Annotated in this window: 14 protein-coding genes; 9 read left to right on the forward strand and 5 right to left on the reverse strand. The window is 46.8% G+C overall.

Features of this window, described 5'->3' with window-relative positions; genetic code table 11:
- Nucleotides 1-281 precede the first annotated feature (281 nt).
- The 5 genes from K0H59_RS08480 to K0H59_RS08500 all read right to left on the reverse strand — a co-directional run bounded on the left by K0H59_RS08480 (nt 282) and on the right by K0H59_RS08500 (nt 4,429).
- Nucleotides 282-557: an HU family DNA-binding protein gene (locus K0H59_RS08480; protein ID WP_037425710.1), complete on the reverse strand. Its 276-nt coding sequence runs from the start codon at nt 555-557 to the stop codon at nt 282-284.
- A gap of 377 nt (nt 558-934) precedes the next feature.
- A complete protein-coding gene (locus tag K0H59_RS08485; RefSeq protein WP_220055240.1) occupies nt 935-1,843 on the reverse strand; it encodes an ABC transporter ATP-binding protein in 909 nt (302 codons plus the stop codon).
- Nucleotides 1,840-2,670, reverse strand: coding sequence for an ABC transporter permease subunit (locus tag K0H59_RS08490; protein ID WP_011716657.1), 831 nt, complete (start codon nt 2,668-2,670; stop codon nt 1,840-1,842). The genes K0H59_RS08485 and K0H59_RS08490 overlap by 4 nt, the downstream gene beginning before the upstream one ends.
- A gap of 87 nt (nt 2,671-2,757) precedes the next feature.
- Nucleotides 2,758-3,423: a YceH family protein gene (locus K0H59_RS08495; protein WP_220055241.1), complete on the reverse strand. Its 666-nt coding sequence runs from the start codon at nt 3,421-3,423 to the stop codon at nt 2,758-2,760.
- Nucleotides 3,424-3,589: 166 nt separating this feature from the next.
- Nucleotides 3,590-4,429 (reverse strand): S1 RNA-binding domain-containing protein, encoded by an 840-nt coding sequence (locus K0H59_RS08500; protein WP_023265812.1) that lies wholly within the window; start codon nt 4,427-4,429, stop codon nt 3,590-3,592.
- Between the two features lie 474 nt (nt 4,430-4,903).
- Here K0H59_RS08500 and K0H59_RS08505 point away from each other — a divergent pair, with 474 nt between their 5' ends.
- From K0H59_RS08505 to K0H59_RS08545, 9 genes are all read left to right on the forward strand, one after another.
- Nucleotides 4,904-5,056: a hypothetical protein gene (locus K0H59_RS08505; protein ID WP_011071981.1), complete on the forward strand. Its 153-nt coding sequence runs from the start codon at nt 4,904-4,906 to the stop codon at nt 5,054-5,056.
- Between the two features lie 464 nt (nt 5,057-5,520).
- Nucleotides 5,521-7,434 carry a biosynthetic arginine decarboxylase gene (speA, locus tag K0H59_RS08510; RefSeq protein ID WP_011716660.1) on the forward strand — a complete coding sequence of 638 codons (1,914 nt, stop codon included), beginning with the start codon at nt 5,521-5,523 and terminating at the stop codon, nt 7,432-7,434.
- A 296-nt stretch (nt 7,435-7,730) separates the two neighbouring features.
- Nucleotides 7,731-8,666 (forward strand): adenosylmethionine decarboxylase, encoded by a 936-nt coding sequence (locus K0H59_RS08515; protein ID WP_220055576.1) that lies wholly within the window; start codon nt 7,731-7,733, stop codon nt 8,664-8,666.
- A 228-nt stretch (nt 8,667-8,894) separates the two neighbouring features.
- Nucleotides 8,895-9,533, forward strand: coding sequence for a pyridoxamine 5'-phosphate oxidase (pdxH, locus tag K0H59_RS08520; RefSeq protein WP_220055242.1), 639 nt, complete (start codon nt 8,895-8,897; stop codon nt 9,531-9,533).
- Between the two features lie 18 nt (nt 9,534-9,551).
- Complete coding sequence (locus tag K0H59_RS08525) at nt 9,552-10,004, forward strand: YaiI/YqxD family protein (protein ID WP_220055243.1); 453 nt, start codon at nt 9,552-9,554, stop codon at nt 10,002-10,004.
- Between the two features lie 151 nt (nt 10,005-10,155).
- Complete coding sequence (locus tag K0H59_RS08530) at nt 10,156-10,731, forward strand: YceI family protein (protein ID WP_220055244.1); 576 nt, start codon at nt 10,156-10,158, stop codon at nt 10,729-10,731.
- A 160-nt stretch (nt 10,732-10,891) separates the two neighbouring features.
- Nucleotides 10,892-11,248 carry a DUF3802 family protein gene (locus tag K0H59_RS08535; RefSeq protein WP_011716665.1) on the forward strand — a complete coding sequence of 119 codons (357 nt, stop codon included), beginning with the start codon at nt 10,892-10,894 and terminating at the stop codon, nt 11,246-11,248.
- Between the two features lie 374 nt (nt 11,249-11,622).
- Nucleotides 11,623-12,003 (forward strand): STAS/SEC14 domain-containing protein, encoded by a 381-nt coding sequence (locus K0H59_RS08540; protein WP_220055577.1) that lies wholly within the window; start codon nt 11,623-11,625, stop codon nt 12,001-12,003.
- 190 nt (nt 12,004-12,193) lie between these two features.
- Nucleotides 12,194-13,159: a RimK/LysX family protein gene (locus K0H59_RS08545; RefSeq protein ID WP_220055245.1), complete on the forward strand. Its 966-nt coding sequence runs from the start codon at nt 12,194-12,196 to the stop codon at nt 13,157-13,159.
- The last annotated feature ends 16 nt before the right edge of the window (nt 13,160-13,175 follow it).

The raw sequence follows: 13,175 nt of genomic DNA on the forward strand, positions 1-13,175 counted from the left end.
TAGTAAATAAGCCTCGACATTCGTCGGGGCTTTTTTGCATTTACAGCACCGATTTCTTTGTTTTACAGCGACTTTTTATCTTCTCATCTAGAGCCTCTTGTGCACTGTCACTTGTCGAACAGGCTCTAGTCTGGCCTTGTAATCTTCTTATTTCTGCGCTCTGAACTTGATAGTGTCAAACTCAGCAGGAGCATCTTCCTCCTTGCAAAAGTAATATCGTTAACCTTGCCCCATAAAAAGCCCCGTGGTTTTCACGAGGCAATTTTTACACATCCACAATACTACTCATTTATCGCTTGCTTTAGCGCTGTCGCCGCCTTAAAGCTTGGCTGGTTAAAGCCTGCGATCTCCATCGTCTCGCCAGTTTGTGGGTTCCGACCCGATTTAGGTAAATGATAACGTAATTCAAAGGTGCCAAATTGCGGGAGGAAGACTTTCTCACCTTCGCTTAAGGCGATATGGATCTGTTGCAGGATTTGTTCGACAACAGGTTTAGTACTGGCCTGGGACTGTTCAAGCGAAGTGGCGATACGTTGGATAAGTTGTGCTTTGTTCATTGAAACCTCTGAATTCAGCGAAAGAGCAGGAAAGGGGAGTTATAACAAGCTCGGGATCAGATTGAAAGCCTAGCTTTACCAAAGCGGCTTAACTGCTGCTTTATTGGTTAGCAGCGGCAAACTTTTTTGTGAAACGGAAATACTCTTCATATAAGCAGCGTTAGGGGCTAAGTTGCCCCTGTGCGTTTAGCGCTAAAGTGGACGTTAGAGGATAAAGCGTTTTAACCCTGATAGTTACGACTGTTCCACCTTTGATGGGGTGTAAGAAATGGCGTTGCTTTCGCTGTGTATAAACAACACTGTGTCTGCTGAGCGCCCTTGCGGGCGCTGTAAGAGTTGGTTTAAGCGGTGGAATTATGGCTGGACTTATCGCGGGCTTAAGAAAATAACGTCTCTTCCAATGTGCGTCCTTTCAGCAGCATCTTGTATTGCCAATGCTGCTGCTTAAATAAGGCGAGGAGGGCGGTTTCAAATTCATAATGGCGATTTGCCGTGTCATCCAATTGGATAACAAACACATGGGGTTGTTTTGAGGTGATATTCACTACACCGGGTATTTGACCTACGGCTTGGATCAGCGCTTCACTGTCACAGTGTTCCATCGTGAGGGTGAGATAATCACTACCGCTATTGGATGAGCGCATCGAAATCGATTGGCCCAACTCACCTTTATCTAGATACAGCACTTGGTCACAGAGCTTTTCGAGCTCGTCCAAGTTATGCGAGCTGATCACAAAGGTGGTGTTGGGCGAGAGCGTTCTGACGAGTTCACGGATTTTCTTGGCATTGGCGGGATCGAGTCCTGCGGTGGGTTCATCTAGTAATACCAGCTTAGGCGAGCCGATTAAGGCTTGAGCAATCGCCACACGTTTACTCATCCCATGGCTTAGACTCGGTGGCTTTTGCTGCGCCACCTCGGCTAAGTCAACTAAATTCAGTACTCGCAGGGCTTCTTGATTTGCCTGCTTGCTATCCATCCCTTGAAGACGCGCAAAGAAGCTTAACTGGCTGATAATGGTTAAATTGGGATCGAGCGTTGCATCCTGTGGCAGGGCGGCAATTTGGCCTAATAATGCTGGACTATTGGGCGCTTCTCCCAGAATACGCACCGTGCCCGCGCTTGGGGTGAGGTAACCACAGAGCAGGCTAAACAGTGTGGTTTTACCTGCTCCGTTAGGGCCAACCAGGGCGATGGGCGCTCCCGCTTCGAGGGTTAAGTTAACGTTATTGAGCGCTTTTTTACTGCCATAGTGTTTGGACAGTCCTTGGCATTGAATGAGGATCATAGTTGACTCCTTTGGATATAAACGCGGCCAAGGAAGAGGGCGAATGCAGTTTGTAATAGGGGAATAGGTGCGTAGGCAAAGCTATTGAGTCCATTGGTGTTGACCATGTTCGACAGTTGAGCGCCCGGTAATATCCATTGTAAACCTTCAAATAAGCTGGATTGATTACCCAAAATCAATAGTGCAATTGAGACGACGGTCCACAAGATGGTGGCGAGCACCATAGCCTGTCTTGCCGTGTTGGCATAGAGGGACAATAGGGTCATCACCGCGGTAAAGGGTAAAATCACGATAACCAAGTTGACGCCGACCAAGGCCCCCGACGTTAATGCGGGTAATAACAAGCCTATATCGCGAGTGAGTGCCAGTGCTATGGTGGCGAGTATGGTCAATAAGATCAGTAGACCTTGGATCAAGATTTGCCCCAAAAAGCGGCCGAAGAGCAGGCTGTCTTTGCTGGTTCTTAGGGTATAAAAGCGCAATGTGCCGCGGGTTTTGTCTGAGGAAAACTGATCGGCGGCAATCAAAATACTGAACATGGGAAACAGATACAGCGCAAAACACCAGAAGATGGCCATTTCCGCCACGGGCCAGTCAAACAGCACATTGAGTGCTTGGTTGCCTAAGAGACCGTCGATCAGATCTTTGATATTGGGCTGCATCAATAAAGTCGAAGCGCCTTGGATGGGGTAGAGCAATAGTATGCCCCACACTAATGCAAAGGCGATAAGGGCGATAATCCCGCGAAGGTTAAATAGAAATTTTCGACATTCAAAGCCAGCGATCAAAAGCATGTTGTTGAATGTACTGGGAGCGTTCGGTGTCATTCGCTGTCTCGTCAGTGAGTGAGCGGACAAACTTTCACGTTAGTCATCATTAAGAGCGACCATTCGCGAAAGTCGTCCGCGGCGCGGTTAGGATAAAGAAGCGATATGCGAGTCTAACTTATCTTTAAGTTCAGCCACTTGCTCTTCAAGCTGCGTGACTCTCGCTTCCAGTTGTTGTCTATCCTGCTCGTTTAGCGGGTGTGCATCTGCATTGGTGGCATTGGTGAATGACGCGGCGCTAATTTGCTCCGCGCCTTGGGAGAACAGCTCAGTATAACGGCATTCACGCTTACCCGGCTCCCGTGGCAGTTGGGCTAGCACGGGTTTATCTCGCTCCATCAATTGCTTAATGCAGGCTTCCACTTCGAGCACATCTTTAAAGTCATGCAGCCTGTTGCTGCGGGTACGCAATTCGCCCGGCGTTTGTGGGCCGCGAAGCAGCAGCAAACAGACGATGGCTACCGCCGCGCTGGAGAGTTGTAACTCGCTAAATTCGGTGTTGCAGAATCTGTGCTTATATTTGACGACTCGGCTACCAAAGCCGGATTGCTCGCTGATTAAGCGCTTTTTATTCAACGAATCGAGGGCATCTTGAACCTGCGCCTCACTTAAGTCCAATACGGGATCGCGGCTGGTTTTTTGATTACAGGCGAGGGTTAGGGCATTGAGTGAAAGCGGGTATTGCTCTGGGGTGGTGACTTCTTTTTCAAGTAGGCAACCGATAACTCTGGCTTCGTGTAACGTGAGTTCCATATAAGCTCCAAAGAAAAAAGCATGGCTTTGTTATAACAGAGCCATGCTTAATATCCTAGCGCTTGTCGGTAAACTGAGGTTTAAGGCAAACTATTTGTACAAATAAAGCACGAACATGGGGGCAAGAGAGTGCTAAGTCCCGTATTCGGTTGACTATTCTGCCTGATCAGTCTGCTTCAGTCAGGCGTAAGCCATCATCGTCGATACTTAATTTGCCCGCTTTAAACAGGCCGCCGATGCTCTTCTTGAAGGCTTTTTTACTCATGCCGAGTTGCTCGTAAATCACTTCGGCATCGGTTTTATCGGTCAGCGGTAAGAAGCCACCCGCTTGCTTGAGTTTTACTAAGATAATGTGCGCGTGCTTATCGAGCTCTTGCTTACTACCTTGCTGCAAGACCAGATCGATTTTGCCATCGCGGCGCACTTGTTTGATAAAACCTTTCACTCTTTGACCAAAACGCAGCTTTTGGAACACTTCATTTTGGTAAATCACGCCCCAATGGGCATGGTTAATAATGGCTTTGTAGCCTAAATCTGTGGTGCCACCGATATATAAGTCGACCTGTTGACCCACTTCGTACTGCGCCGGGGTTTTATCGAGGAACTTATCGATTTTTGATGAGGCGACAATACGTTCATCCGCACGGTTAACATGCACGTAGACGAGGTAAGAGCGGCCTTCTTCGATGGGTTTATGCTGCTCGCCAAAGGGCAGCAGTAGATCTTTATCTAATCCCCAGTCTAAAAATGCCCCGTAAGGACCCGTTGCCACGGCTTTTAGATAGGCAAACTCACCGACTTGCGCAAGCGGTTTGCGCGTTGTGGCAATGACGATATCTTCAGAGTCCAGATATAAAAATACCTCTAGCCAGTCACCGACTTGGCAATCTTTTGGGGTGGCTTTGTTGGGCAGTAACACTTGGCCAAACTCGTGGGCATTTAAATACACACCGAAGCTGACTTGTTTTACCACCTCAAGTTTGCAGGTTTTTCCTATCTGTACCATGTAGCTCTCTATCTATAGATGTCATTCGGCGGTGATTATAACCGCTTTATCCGTAAACGGCAGCTTCCAGTTCGGCTTTTAGGTTTGCACTTTAGGATTAATGGCTTAGTCGCCGTTAAAAATCATGCCGCCGCTGCGATTGTTAGCCATTTATTCTGCAAGCCTATTAAAAAATATTGAACGTATTAAAAGTAGGATTATTCTCTAAGTTATTAATTTACTTTTATTAATTCAGTGTGTGACAGCCTACCCTGTTAATGGGGTGTTTGTTATATTTTAATGAAAAATATTAAATGAGATTCTTGCTTGCAATCTGTGACATTGCGCGGTTTAATTGCGCCGTTTAACGACTTCGCTCGTTACAGACATGACAAATATTACGTGAGTTGTAATGGTTTTATGGTTCACAGGTCATTAACCGTGTAACGTACAATTTATAATGGTTACATGGGGTTAAGAGGAATTGTTTAGCTAATGCACAAGCATCCATTTTTTGCTCTTTGCCTAAAAGCATCACAATGTCAGCGCTCAATCGTTGTGCCCTATGACGATACCAGCCTTAAACATCTCACGTTAATCCGTATCAATTCTGGCCGCGAAGAAGCCAACAGTCCCCTGTTACAATAATCTTGCCTGTTATTAGGTGCGCTCGGTCTTGCCTAGCCGCTTAATATGTAATGTTGTTCCTTTAGTGTTACCTGTTGTTGTAGACACGCTTAAACCCCCTTGTTAGTGAATTTTGGGTCTTGAGCTGTGATGCGACGCCTAACGTTAGGGTTTTGGGTGTTTTTTAACCTCAAAGCGCGCTAAGGTTAATGCCATTGGTGAGAAACCTTGGCGATAAAGGGTGATATGAACGCAATCTCCTACCATCGCCAAAGTAATAAGAATCTGGGGTCTACCCCGGCTGCGTTAAGGAAAAACGCATCAATGTCACCTAAGCTGGGTTGATTTTGCTGCATTAAATAGGGTGAGTTCATCCTAATTGTATGTCAGGTAAACATTTGTTTTACCTGGGTTTGTCGAACGGGCGGTCGCGCAAGAATGCAGTGGCCGTTTAACCCATTTTTTTATAGACGGGCTAAATAAAAATGAATGATTGGTCTATTGATGCTGCTCGTGCTGGGTACAACGTTACCCACTGGAGCCAAGGGTTTTATGGGATCAGCGACCAAGGTGAGGTGACAGTGTCGCCGGATCCTAAGAATCCTGATCACAAGATTGGCTTAAATGAGCTAGCAAAAGACATGGTTAAAGCAGGGGTCGCTTTACCTGTATTAGTTCGTTTCCCGCAAATTCTGCACCACAGAGTGAACAGTTTGTGCCAAGCATTCGACCAAGCGATACAAAAGTATGAGTATCAGGCGGACTATTTGCTGGTTTACCCCATTAAAGTAAACCAACAAAAAACTGTGGTAGAAGAGATCCTTGCGAGCCAAGCATCAAAAGAAGTTCCACAATTAGGCCTAGAAGCCGGCAGTAAGCCAGAATTAATGGCCGTGTTGGCCATGGCGCAAAAAGCCAGTTCAGTGATCGTATGTAACGGTTACAAAGATAACGAATACATTCGTTTAGCCTTAATTGGTGAAAAGTTAGGCCATAAGGTCTACATCGTTTTAGAAAAACTGTCTGAGCTGAAGATGGTGTTGGCCGAGTCTAAGCGTTTAGGGGTGAAACCTCGCTTAGGTCTACGTGCTCGCCTTGCATTCCAAGGTAAAGGCAAGTGGCAAGCCAGCGGCGGTGAAAAATCGAAATTCGGTTTATCAGCAGCGCAAATTCTTACCGTGGTTGATCAGTTAAAACAAGAGGATATGTTAGATTCTCTGCAGTTACTGCACTTCCACTTAGGTTCGCAAATCGCCAACATCCGCGATATTCGTCAAGGTGTGAGCGAAGCGGCACGTTTCTACTGTGAATTACGTGAGTTAGGCGCCAGCATTAACTGCTTCGACGTCGGCGGTGGTTTAGCGGTGGATTACGACGGTACCCGTAGCCAAAGTAACAACTCAATGAACTATGGCTTAAGCGAATACGCGAACAACATCGTCAACGTGCTTACCGATATCTGTAATGAATACGAGCAACCTATGCCACGTATTATTTCAGAATCTGGCCGTCACTTAACGGCGCACCATGCTGTGTTAATCACCGATGTGATTGGTACTGAAGCCTATCAAGTCGAAGAAATCCAGCCGCCTGCGGAAGAGTCGCCACAACTGCTGCACAACATGTGGCAATCTTGGACTGAGATCAGCGGCCGCGCCGATCAACGCGCTTTGATTGAGATTTACCACGATAGCCAAAGTGACCTGCAAGAAGCGCAATCGCTGTTTGCTTTAGGTCAATTAAGTTTGGCAGAACGTGCGTGGGCTGAGCAGGCTAACCTGCGTGTATGTCACGAAGTGCAAGGTTTGTTAAGCACCAAAAACCGTTACCACAGACCGATTATCGATGAGTTAAACGAAAAGTTAGCCGATAAGTTCTTCGTTAACTTCTCATTATTCCAATCGTTACCGGATGCTTGGGGTATCGATCAGGTGTTCCCTGTGCTGCCACTGTCTGGTTTAGACAAAGCGCCAGAGCGCCGCGCCGTGATGCTGGACATCACCTGTGACTCTGACGGTATTGTTGACCAATACGTAGACGGTCAAGGGATTGAAACCACACTGCCAGTACCGGCTTGGAGCGCTGAAAGTCCTTATCTGATGGGCTTCTTTATGGTCGGCGCCTATCAAGAGATCTTAGGTGATATGCACAACCTGTTTGGTGATACTAACTCTGCGGTGGTCAGCATCGAAGAGAACGGTATGACCAACATTGAGTCGGTTCTTGCCGGTGATACGGTTGCTGACGTACTGCGTTATGTTAACTTAGATGCCGTTGACTTTATGCGTACTTACGAAGAGTTAGTGAATCAGCACATTGCCGAAGAAGAACGCGCCCAGATTTTAGAAGAACTGCAAGTGGGCCTAAAAGGTTACACTTATTTAGAAGATTTTTCTTAATATTGAGTGTGTTAAAAAAGTCAGCCTAGGGACACTTAGGCTGACTTTTGTTTTTTATAGCCTATTGTTTTTGCTAGCGAGTTATAAGCGTGAGTGCTTTGTAAGGCTGGAATCTTGTAAAAGCAAGCTCGGTGGTTTTATTGCGGCGTGAGTCGTGTAAAAATAGCCGCACAAAATTGATGGGGTAGCAGTCTTAAATGCGTGCATTCACTTAAGTCAGCGTTGACTGTGAAGCATGAATGACTGCAATACCAATAGATGCCCAAACACAGGGATAAGATGAGGCGTACGGCTTGATGTTTTTTGAAGGCGCGGAAAAAAAGCTTGAGATCAGACTCACTCCCAAGATGGCGTCACTACGCCAACGAGAGTACGGCTTTTGGTCAACCTTAGTGGCCTGCGCCAATGCGGATATCTTGTCCACAATCAGTAATCCTGCCTGCGATGCCTATCTGCTGAGTGAATCCAGTCTGTTCGTCTGGGATGATAAGATTCTGCTACTCACCTGCGGTAATAGCACCCTAGTGGATGCTGCCTGCCATTTTATCAACGCCTTAGGTGTGGAGCATATTGCCGCACTCTGTTATCAGCGCAAGAATGAATACCAAGCCCAGCGACAAAGCACCAGCTTTGTGGACGATATCGCGAAATTGCGGACCCTGATCCCTGGCAAAGCCTTTCGAGTGGGCCATTTAGACTCACATCACCACTATCTGTTTTGTACTGACAAGCAAACTGTATCCTCAACCGAGACTTGCCTTGAATTGATGATGTACCACATCCGTGGCGAACTTGCCGATTATCTCAAGCTGCCGACACAAACTGAGCAGGGGATTTATCAGCGGCTTGGATTTCAGCAACTTTTCGGCGATTTTCAGTTTGATATGCATTGTTTTCAGCCTGCTGGGTTTTCGTTGAATGCGATACGTGGGACAGACTATGTTACCTTGCATATTACGCCATCTCTGGGGCTAGGGGAGCATTCCTATGTGAGCTTCGAGACTAATCTCGATTTAGCGAATTACTCTCATCCCGTCGTGGCGCGGCTAGTAGATTTATTCTCTCCAATCAGTTGGGATTTGATTAGTTTTAATCAGCCCATTCTTACCGCGGGACTCCCTGAGCATCTGTGTCTTGGCCAAGCCGTGGTCACCACAGCATCTGGAGGGGAGATCACCTTTAGTCATTACCAACAGCTTGAAACCCAAGTGTTACAGCCCGAGTTTATGTAGTGGCATACCTTGGTGAGTTTTGCCTGCGCTGCTTTAGTTCATCTTAGTACTATCTCAGTACCCTACTTAAGCGTTGGATTATCAATTAAAAAGCTAAGGTTTACTGCCTTGGCTTTTTTATTGATGGCTTAATAACAGAGCAGCGAATTGCGAGTAAGGCATGGTAAACTTGCTTTATCAGCGGATTGCACCGATGGCAATCATTGTGCGCTTGTAAAAGGAAACCCTATGACAGATCTCAGTGATATTCGCCGCGAATACACCAAAGGCGGCTTAAGACGCGCCGATTTACCTCAAAATCCCATGCAGCTATTCGAGTTATGGATGACGCAAGCTCGCGATGCTGAGCTCAGCGATCCCACTGCGATGTGTGTCGCCACAGTCGATGAGCATGGTCAGCCCTACCAGCGGATAGTGTTATTAAAGCGTTTCGATGACACGGGATTTGTTTTCTTCACTAACCTAGGCAGTCGTAAGGCGCAGCAGATCGCAACCAACAATAAAGTGAGCCTGCATTTCCCTTGGCATCCGATTGAACGCCAAGTATCGATTCTCGGTGAGGCGCAGCCACTCTCTACCGCCGAGGTGCTGAAATACTTTATGACCCGTCCCAAGGATAGCCAGATTGCCGCTTGGGTGTCACAGCAGTCGAGTAAACTGAGCGCGCGACAAGTGCTCGAAGGCAAGTTCTTTGAGATGAAAGCCAAATTTGCCAAGGGCGATGTACCATTACCGAGTTTTTGGGGCGGCTACTTGGTTAAGCCCTCGAGTATCGAGTTTTGGCAGGGCGGAGAACACAGGCTGCACGATCGTTTCCTCTACACTCGCCAAGCGAATGAATGGGTCATTGACCGTTTAGCACCTTAATAGGCTAGGAGCGTAAGCGTGGGACAGTATAAGATTTGGGTCGATGCCGATGCCTGCCCAAACCCGATTAAAGAGATTTTATTTCGCGCGGCTGAGCGTAAATCACTGCCATTAGTGTTGGTGGCGAACCAAATGTTGCGGGTGCCTCCATCACCCTATATCAGTCAAGTGCGTGTCGGCTCAGGCTTTGATGTAGCAGATCAATACATTGTCGACCATGTTGAGCTCACGCATTTAGTGATCACCGCCGATATCCCGTTAGCGGCGCAAGTGATTGAAAAGGGTGCGCTAGCGCTCAATCCCCGCGGCGAACTCTACACCACTGACAATATTCGCCAAAAATTGACGATGCGCGATTTTATGGAAGATTTACGTTCATCGGGCGTACACACTGGTGGCCCAGATGCGTTATCGGCGGCGGATAAACAGGCTTTTGCCAATAGTTTAGATAAGTGGTTGGTGCGAGTTTAACGATAGTTAACTGGTCGCTAATTAAGAAAAAGAGTATCTTTAGCGAGACTTAGGTGATCTTTATCACAGATTGTCTGAGTGATTTGGCGGTTACGCGCATGTTATCGGGTGACTGTCTTGCCTTTAAACTCACTGATTGAGGATAGATACAATGAAAAAATGGATAGGAATCGCGGCATTATCGACGCTGGTTAGTTTTAGTTGTGCGGCCCAGTGGCAAGTGATGGGGCAGGATTCTCGGGTCAGTTTTGTATCGGTAAAAAAGGGTGATATCGCTGAAGTTCACCACTTTAAGCAACTCAATGGTGTACTTAAAGAGAATGGTCAATTTGAATTAACCATTCCACTGATGAGCGTGGCGACAGGTATCGAAGTGCGCGATGAGCGTATGCAAAACCTGTTGTTTGAAGTGTCCTTGTATCCCGAGTTGAAATTAAGCTCGCAGGTGGATACTAAGATGCTGAAAGAACTTGCCGTGGGTGGGTCTAAGGTTGCTGACATCGATGGGAAAATTTCCCTCCATGGCAAACAACAAACGAAAACTTTTTCGGTAATTTTAACCAAAGTATCTGATAATAAACTGATGGTTAGCAGTTTTCAGCCGATAATAGTCAATGCGAACGAATTCGATTTGGTTTCGGGTGTGGATAAATTGCGTGATATCGCGGGTTTATCTAGTATTAGCCAAGCCGTTCCTGTGTCGTTTGTACTAACCTTAACAAAGTAACAGCGATAAGATTGGCTTAGATCAATACGTCAGCTCTCCAGTTCGAGATATGGTTAGTGAGTGGCTGACGTGCAAATCTTTATATCGACCACTTTATAGGTGGGTTTTGTTTTTTCAGTGTCGCCTTTGGCGATAGATTTTGGTGTGTGAAGGGTAAAAAATGGTCACAGATAAAGACGGTTACATGCATTTGATCCAGTATTTGACTGAGCATCTCGGCTTGTTCGAAACGCCTGATACCCAAAATGTGTCCGATGATACTGTGATGGAGTTGTTCGAAGAGCAATTATCCGCACAGATTATTATGGTTTGCGGCCAAAATCCTTCCCTCTCTTTTGCCGAACGCAACACCATTATCCGTGAGGTCGATGCGATTGTGTACGATCTTGAGGAAATCTTAGCCTCAGTGGCAAATCATAGAGCCACGCCAGAACAAACGCTGTTTATCACTGAGTTTTCAGGCCTTATCAAGAATTTATTCGATCAAGAAATCGCGAAAATCCAAGTCCATGTGTAATACCTTCGCTTAAGCTTAATCTTAGGATTAACCTCGTTACTTGGGTTAGTCCTATCCGTTGATTCGTTATTTCCCTCATTATTTGATATCGAGCTCATTACATAGGCTCAGTGGGTTATTGGGGGGCGTCAGTCGATGCTTTCGCTCAGGTCTTAAAGGCGCGAAGTTCATGGAGCTTCACCTACCGTGCATAGTGTTATGCTCGAGCGTGATCTTTGCAAACCAGGTCACCTCACCTCGTATCACATGCACTATCGCATCAGGTTCCCCCAAGTTTGAGTAAAATAATTTCCACTTTTCAAGCATCTTCATTAACAGGGTATATCTTTACTCTATAGCCGTATTTTCTAGTGCGCTGTAAAGGGAGATGCATGATGCTAACCATACGTCCAAGCTATGCCGAAGATATGCTGACCATAGTGGTATCGGGCCAAGTTACCCATGAAGATATCGAAGCCTTACTACTGCCTGCAATTGAGGCCAAGTTGCAGGATCATGCAAGCCTTCGCTTATGGTACGAGTTCGGCCCAGACTTTATTGGTATTACCGTGGGTGCACTCTGGGATGATGCTTTACTCAGTGTGTTTCATTTTAGTGATTTCTCGCGGGTGGTGATGATTGCGGACATGCAAAGCCTTGGTGCTATGGTCAATACACTGGCTTTTATGTTGCCCTGTCCGGTGAAGGTTTTTAGCGAACATGAGCGCGCTCTGGCGAAGGCTTGGTTAGACGAAGCGAAAGTGGCAGAGGTGTAACGGCTGTAACTATAGTGTGTTAACTTGTGACTATTCCTTATTTATTCATTGGCTTAAATGCTGTATTTGCCCCCGGCTTAGTGTTTTTCGGCTCTTTTCCTGTGCTTTTATGCTATCACTAGCCCCTACATCGACCAAGGTGATGGGGCTCAATGTGGCTGACCCGTCATCGTTCAGATAAGGAGTGAGGATGTTACAACATCAGAGTGTCGGTCGTTGCACCACATTATTGCTAGGCGCCGTTATCGCAAGTTTGAGTCTTGCTGGCTGCGGCAAAGTCAGCGAAGAGGCGCAAACGACAGCTAAGAGTGTGGTATCTGGTGACACAAAGGCGATAATTGGTCAGTCGGAGAAGATGCGCCTCATCGCCGCACAACTGGATTTTCAGGCAAGAATTGATACGGGCGCGGCGAACACCTCCTTGCATGCCATCGATCTGCAAGTTGAAGGCGGTGCGTCCGACAAGATGCACGATAACATAGGTAAAACACTACACTTTACCACCGAAAATGAGGCGGGCGAGCAGCGGCGCTTAGCGGCGAAAATCCTAAAGACCACCACAGTGAATAACGCCCAAGGCAGTGAAGTGCGCTATCTGGTGGAGTTAGATATTGGTTTTGAGGGCCAGCATCGTCTGGTTGCCGTTAACCTACGTGACCGAAGCCATATGGATTACAAATTACTGATCGGCCGTAATTGGTTAGCGGGACGTTATGTTGTCGATGTGGCCGAGAAACGTCTGATTGGCCCGACGGCTTTTATCAATGTGAAAGAGGCGGAATTGACCTTTAAAACACGCATCGATACCGGCGCGGTTGAAAATTCCCTGCATGCGATTGATCTCAAGATTGACGATGAAGATCCTACCAATATGGATAACAACATCGGTAAGTGGCTCAATTTCACTACCGAAAATGAGCGTGGTGAGGAAAAGCGGTTAAGGGCACGGATTGTCGATACCTCGCTTATCCGTAACGCGCAGGGGAGTGAAGTACGTTATATGGTCGAATTGACCTTAGGTGAGCCGGGATTGGAGTATCCCGTCAAAGTGAATCTTAAGGATCGCAGTCAGATGTCCAATAAACTCTTGATTGGGCGTAACTGGCTACAGGGCCATTATCTGGTGGATGTGACCCTCGATAAGTCGAGCGATTAGTTTCTCTCAATCGGTT

Source organism: Shewanella sp. FJAT-51649 (assembly GCF_019457435.1).
GTDB classification, from domain to species: Bacteria; Pseudomonadota; Gammaproteobacteria; order Enterobacterales; family Shewanellaceae; genus Shewanella; species Shewanella mangrovisoli.

What these genes read in the sequence shown, in the direction of transcription:
- K0H59_RS08480 (WP_037425710.1), bottom strand. Translation starts at nt 557, where the DNA reads ATGAACAAAGCACAACTTATCCAACGTATCGCCACTTCGCTTGAACAG.
- K0H59_RS08485 (WP_220055240.1), bottom strand. Translation starts at nt 1,843, where the DNA reads ATGATCCTCATTCAATGCCAAGGACTGTCCAAACACTATGGCAGTAAA.
- K0H59_RS08490 (WP_011716657.1), bottom strand. Translation starts at nt 2,670, where the DNA reads ATGACACCGAACGCTCCCAGTACATTCAACAACATGCTTTTGATCGCT.
- K0H59_RS08495 (WP_220055241.1), bottom strand. Translation starts at nt 3,423, where the DNA reads ATGGAACTCACGTTACACGAAGCCAGAGTTATCGGTTGCCTACTTGAA.
- K0H59_RS08500 (WP_023265812.1), bottom strand. Translation starts at nt 4,429, where the DNA reads ATGGTACAGATAGGAAAAACCTGCAAACTTGAGGTGGTAAAACAAGTC.
- K0H59_RS08505 (WP_011071981.1), top strand. Translation starts at nt 4,904, where the DNA reads ATGCACAAGCATCCATTTTTTGCTCTTTGCCTAAAAGCATCACAATGT.
- speA (WP_011716660.1), top strand. Translation starts at nt 5,521, where the DNA reads ATGAATGATTGGTCTATTGATGCTGCTCGTGCTGGGTACAACGTTACC.
- K0H59_RS08515 (WP_220055576.1), top strand. Translation starts at nt 7,731, where the DNA reads ATGTTTTTTGAAGGCGCGGAAAAAAAGCTTGAGATCAGACTCACTCCC.
- pdxH (WP_220055242.1), top strand. Translation starts at nt 8,895, where the DNA reads ATGACAGATCTCAGTGATATTCGCCGCGAATACACCAAAGGCGGCTTA.
- K0H59_RS08530 (WP_220055244.1), top strand. Translation starts at nt 10,156, where the DNA reads ATGAAAAAATGGATAGGAATCGCGGCATTATCGACGCTGGTTAGTTTT.
- K0H59_RS08535 (WP_011716665.1), top strand. Translation starts at nt 10,892, where the DNA reads ATGGTCACAGATAAAGACGGTTACATGCATTTGATCCAGTATTTGACT.
- K0H59_RS08540 (WP_220055577.1), top strand. Translation starts at nt 11,623, where the DNA reads ATGCTAACCATACGTCCAAGCTATGCCGAAGATATGCTGACCATAGTG.
- K0H59_RS08545 (WP_220055245.1), top strand. Translation starts at nt 12,194, where the DNA reads ATGTTACAACATCAGAGTGTCGGTCGTTGCACCACATTATTGCTAGGC.